Raw genomic sequence first — 3836 nt, 5'->3', positions numbered from 1 at the left:
CGGCGGGCGTGCGCGGATCTGGGCGGCGCGCTGGCACGCGGCGCTGGTCCTGCTGGAGTCGGCCGATCCGGGCCGCGGCTCGGAGGTGATCTCACTGGTGCGTTCGGTGGTGCCGCTGGCCGGTGCGCCGGGACGTACGGTCAGTGCCACGCTGGGCGCCGCGCCCTGCGGGGTGCTCACTCAACTGCCCGGCACCGCCCTGGAGCTGGCCGCCGTACTCGTGCACGAGGTGCAGCACAGCAAGCTCGCCGTGCTCGCCGATCTGACGCCCCTGCACCAGGATGACGGGGCCGCCTCCGGAGCCGCCCGGTACCCCGTTGCCTGGCGTGCCGACCCGCGGCCGCTCAGTGCCGTGCTGCAGGGCACGTACGCCCATCTGGCGCTCGCCGACCTGTGGCACCGGCTGGCCGCTCGCAGGGGCGCGACCCCAGCCGCCCGCAGCGCCGCCCGCGCCCGCCGCGAGGAGTACCGCGGACAGGTCGCCCAGGCCCTCGCGGTGCTGCGCGAGTCCGGCGAACTCACCGGTGCCGGACGCGAGTTCACCCGGGGCATGGCCCGGCACCACGCGAGTCTGCGGGACCGCCCCGGCGGGGCCGGGCCGGGGCCTGGACTCACTGGCCGAAGGCACGTCACCGCGCGGTGACGTACGGTAATCTCGCCGCAAAGCCACCGAACGAACCGGTGACCCGCGGCCACCGACGAACGAGGGAGAACCCGCCCATGGTCGACCAGCCGGACGGGAACAGCGTCTCCGGGGACCCCGGGCAGGCTGCGCAGCATTTCGTGGTGGCCTTCCCCGGCTACCACCGTTCGTGGGCGACCTGGCTCGCCCACCGGCTGGAGAGCTACGGTCACCGTGCCACCCTCCAGCGCTGGGACCCCTCCCGTGAGCAGCCCCTGGAGGAGGCGCTCGGCGATCTGCTGCTCGCCAGGGGACGCGTACTGCTGGTGCTCAGCGACTGGTTCTTCCAGCTGGGGCCGCGCCGCGAGGGCGAGTGGAACGCCGTGCTGCGCGACTTCGTCGCCAGGCACGCGGACCGGTTCGCCGCCGTCAACCTGACCAACCGCACCCTGCTGCCCGCCACCGCCGTGCTGGAGCCGGTCGACCTGTGGAGCGTGGGGGAGGAGGAGGCAGAGCGGCGGCTGCTGGCCAGGCTCGGGCTCACCCCCGCCTCGCCGCCGCGCCTGCTGCCCGCCGGCCCCGGCTCCCGCTTCCCCAACGACCCGGTTGCGGTATGGGGCGAAGTGCCCCGCCGCAACAGGCAGTTCACCGGCCGCGACGAGCTTCTCAACCAACTGCAGCAGCGGCTGACCGACGCCGCGCACGGTGCCTCCGCCTGTTCCCTGGTCGGCATGTCCGGCATCGGCAAGACCCAGATGGCCGCCGAGTACGCGCACCGCTTCAGCCCCGACTACGACGTCGTCTGGTGGATCAACTCCGACCAGCGCAACACCCAGCGCGACCGGTTCGGGGAACTGGCCGTCGAACTCGGCCTGACCGAGAGCTCGGAGCCGGGTGAGCGCATCCGCGCCGTGCGGGACGCGCTGCGCCGGGGTGAGCCGTACAGCCGCTGGCTGCTCGTCTTCGACGGCTGGGAGGAGAACGAGGAGGCGGCACAGTACCTCCCGCAGGGCGGGCCCGGCCATGTGCTGATCACCTCGCGCAACCGCTCCTGGCGCGGCCAGACGGACATCGTCGACATCTCGGGCTTCCTGCGCGCCGAGTCCACCGGCTATCTGATGCGCCGCGCACCGCACGTCACTTCCGCCGAGGCCGATCAGGTCGCCGCCGAGTTCCACGACGTGCCGCTGCAGATGGCGCAGGCCGCCGCCTGGCTGGGCGAGTCGCGCATGCCCGCGGCCGAATACCTGCGGATGGTGCGGCAGGGCGGGCTGCGCGGCGTCGAGGGCCACTCGGTGCCCGCCGACTATCCCGAGTCCTCACTCACCTCCTGGTCGATACTGATCAACAAGCTCCGGCAGAGCGAGCCGCGTACGGTCGAACTGCTCACGCTCTGCTCCGTCTTCGCCCCGGGACGCATCCCGCTGGGACTGGTGCGCGCGGTGCCCGCGGCGGACCTGCCCGAGGACCTGCGCTGGATCACCGCCGACCGGCCCGGCTGGGCCCGGGCCCTGGACTCCCTGGTCAACTACTCGGTACTCACCCGGGATTCCCGCAGAAGCGCCCCCGGCAGCGACGGCGGGCCCGAGCAGGAGTCCGTGCACATGCACCGCGTCGTGCACGGCATCGTCCGCGAACTGACCGCGTCCGACGGCCGCGACAGGTACCGGCAGGTCGTACGCCACCTCCTCGCCGAGGCCGACCCGGGCACCCCCCAGGACAGCAGGAGCTGGCCCAGGTACGCGGAACTGCTGCCGCATCTCGCCTCGTCGGGCTCACTCACCAGCGAGGCGGCCCGCTCCCAGAACCTGCTGCTGAACTGCCTGCGCTACTGCTACGCCGGCGGCGAGTACCGGGCCGGGGCCGAACTGGCGGAGCAGATCCGTGAACGCTGGTCCGAGTTCCTGCCGCCCGACGCCCCGCCGATGCTCACCCTCACCACCCTGCAGGGGAACATCCTGCGCTCCGGCGGGCGGTTCCGTGAGGCGTACGACCTGGACAGCGCCCGGCTGGAGCTGCTGCGCGGCGCGTCCACGACGGACGAGGAGGCGCTGATGACCGCCACCAGCTGCCTCGCCTCCGACCAGCGCTTCCTCGGCCAGTACGCGGACGCCCTGCAGAAGCAGCGGGAGGTCGTCTCCACCGCGCACCGGCTGCTCGGTCCCGACGACTGGACCACCCTGCTCGCGCACCACAACCTCGGCGGCGGACTCCGCCTGCTCGGCCGTTACACCGAGGCGTACGAGGTCGACCTCGACACCCTCCGCAGGCGGGAGACGCTGCTGCGCAACCGCCACCCCGACACGCTCAACTCGGCCAACGCCTGCGCCCGCGACCTGCGGCTGATGGGCCGCTACCAGGAGGCGCTGGCCCGCCAGGAGCTCAGCGTGCGACGGCACGTCCAGGTGCTCGGCCCGCAGCACCCCAAGACGCTGTGGGCCCGGCACAACCTGCTGCTGTGCCAGCGCCGCGCCGGCACGGCCGGAGGGGACTCCCGCACCGCCCTGGCCGGCGTCCTGGAGCAGCAGGAACAGATCTACGGGCGCGGCCACTTCAGCACCCTCGCGCTGATCACCGACTACGGCAACCAGCTGCGCAGGGAGGGCGACCTGGTCCAGGCGCGGAACCTGATCTCCGAGGCCGAGAACGGCTACCGCCAACTGCTCGGCCAGGCACACCCCGTCCCCACCGCCATGCAGACCAACGCCGGACTCGTCCTCCAGGCCGAGGGCGACCGGGACGGCGCCCTGAACATGTTCGAGCAGGCACTGGTCGGCATGCGCACCCTGCTCGGCGACGACCACCCGACGACGCTGGGCTGCGCCCTGAACGCCGCGAGCGGCCGTAACTTCACCGGGCGGCTGGAGGAGGCCGCGGAGCTGAGCCGGGACACCCTGGGCCGCTCCCGGCGCGCGCTGGGCGAGGACCACCCCCTCACCCTCTCCTGCCAGGTCGCGCTGGCCGCCGATCTGCGGGCACTCCGGGAGCGTACGGAGGCGGGCAAACTGGAGGAGGACGCCCTGCAACGCCTGACCCGGTCCCTGGGCGCCCAGCACCCCCACACCCTCTCCGCCCGCCAACGGGTCCGCCCGTACTGGGACTTCGAGCCCTACCTGGGCTGAACGAAACGCGCGCGCGCACGACGGAGGGCGACGAGGACGACGGGCGGGAGACCCGGCGGAGCCGGTCCGCGTTCGGGACCGGTTCGGAGCCG

General features: G+C 73.1%; 2 protein-coding genes. Both read left to right on the top strand.

Going from position 1 to position 3836, the window contains the following annotated elements:
- Positions 1 to 643 (top strand): aKG-HExxH-type peptide beta-hydroxylase (locus ACRDP3_RS21510; RefSeq protein WP_431518621.1); only part of this gene is annotated, 643 nt, incomplete at its 5' end.
- 77 nt (positions 644 to 720) lie between these two features.
- Entirely contained in the window at positions 721 to 3744 is a 3024-nt protein-coding gene (gene fxsT / locus ACRDP3_RS21505) for an FxSxx-COOH system tetratricopeptide repeat protein (protein WP_431518620.1), read from the top strand.
- Positions 3745 to 3836: the final 92 nt, after the last annotated feature.

It is taken from the genome of Streptomyces sp. (assembly GCF_050698815.1).
GTDB lineage: Bacteria > Actinomycetota > Actinomycetes > Streptomycetales > Streptomycetaceae > Streptomyces.
Note: the sequence above shows the minus strand (reverse complement) of the source record. Positions and strands in the feature narration are given on the sequence as shown.